The sequence below is a fragment of the Sphingomonas sp. P4_D12 genome (assembly GCF_056401895.1).
In genome coordinates this window covers 1-1,819 of record NZ_JBFUIL010000023.1, presented here as the reverse complement: position 1 = coordinate 1,819, position 1,819 = coordinate 1, and the positions used below count along the sequence as shown (strand labels likewise).

At 66.9% G+C, this 1,819-nt stretch carries 1 protein-coding gene; it reads left to right on the top strand.

The window, feature by feature from the left end:
- Positions 1-1,819, top strand: a 1,819-nt coding sequence (locus tag AC1DSD_RS22400) for a beta strand repeat-containing protein (protein WP_478033199.1), incomplete at both ends; no start/stop codon positions are given.

The following is a 1,819-nucleotide window of genomic DNA, read 5'->3' as shown; positions in this document are numbered from 1 at the left end:
GCCGGCATGGTGGCGGCGATCCTCAACGCGGCGGGCACCGGCAATATCGACGTGACCGCCAACGGCGCAATCACCGCGCGGTTCGGCATCGACGCCGAGAATTTCGGATCAGGCAATACGACGGTCACCACCGTCGGCCCGGTCAATGTGACGACGGGTAACGGCATCTTTGCGTTGGCCACCGGCGGCAACGTCTCGGTTACCGCGGGCGACGTCACCGCGGCCAGCAACACCGCGATCATCGCGCAGCAGACCAAGGTCGCCGGTGCGGGCAATGTCGATGTGACCGCGGGCAACGTCTCGGGCACGACCGGCATCGATGCGCACAACTTTGGCACGGGTACCGTCAGCGTCACCGCCAACGGCACGGTGACGGGCACGTTTGCCGAGGGCATCAAGGCAGTCGGCAACGACGCGGTGACGGTGAGCGTCGCCGATACGGTGACGGGCGCGACGCGCGGCCTGAGCCTGGTTGGCGGGACTGGCGGCGCGGGCAACATCAGCGTGACCGGGACCGGCGGGTTCGTCGGCGGCACTGGCGACGCGGCGAACATCCTGAACAACGGTTCGGGCACCGTCACGGTCGACATTTCGGGCGCGAGCAGTTCGGCCGGAGGCGAAGGCATCAAGGTGCGTGACACCGCGGCCGGCGGCGATATCAGCATCACCACCGGTGCGGTTACCGCGCTGACCGCGGGCATGGACGCGATCGACGTCCAGAGCCAATCGCTGACCGGCAACGTGACCGAAGTAGCGAACGGCGACATCAATGCGGGCAATGCCGGCATGGTGGCGGCGATCCTCAACGCGGCCGGCACCGGCAATATCGACGTGACCGCCAACGGCGCGATGACGGCGCGGTTTGGCGTGGACGCCGAGAATTTCGGGTCGGGCAATACGACTGTCACCACCGTCGGTCCGGTCAATGTGACGACCGGTAACGGCATCTTTGCGTTGACGACGGGCGGCAACGTCTCGGTCACCGCGGGCGACGTCACCTCGACCGGCAACACGGCGATCATCGCGCAGCAGATCAAGGTCGCGGGCGCGGGCAATGTCGATGTGACCGCGGGCAACGTTTCGGGCACGACCGGCATCGATGCGCACAATTTCGGCACCGGCACGGTCAGCGTGGCAGCCAATGGCACGGTGACCGGCACGGCGGCCGAGGGCATCAAGGCAGTCGGCAACGACGCGGTAACGGTGACCGTCGCCGATACGGTCACCGGCGCGACCAACGGTCTGACCCTGATCGGCGGCACCGGTGGCGCGGGCAATATCTCGGTCACCGGCACCGGCGGCTTCTTCGGCGGAACTGGCGACGGCGCCAATATCCTCAACAACGGTTCGGGCACGGTCACCTTCAATATCTCGGGTGCCAGCGGTTCGACCGCCGGCAACGGCATCATCGTTCGCGATACCGCGGTTGGCGGCGACATCAGCGTCACGACCGGCGCGGTGACGGCGCTGGCGGTCGGCAAGAACGCGATCGATGTGCAGAGCCAGTCCCTGACCGCCAATGTCACTGAGGTGGCCAATGGCGATATCCAGGCGGGCAATGCCGGCATGGTGGCTGCCATCTTCCCGGCAGCGGCGACCGGCAATATCGACGTGACCGCGAATGGCGCGATTACCGCGCGGTTCGGCATCGACGCCGAGAATTTCGGCACCGGCAATACCACGGTCACGACCGTCGGCCCGGTCAACGTTACCACCGGCAATGGCATCTACGCCCAGACCTCCGGCGGCAACGTCACGGTCACCGCGGGCGATGTCACCTCGACCGGCAACACCGCGATCGTCGCGCAGCAGGCTGATG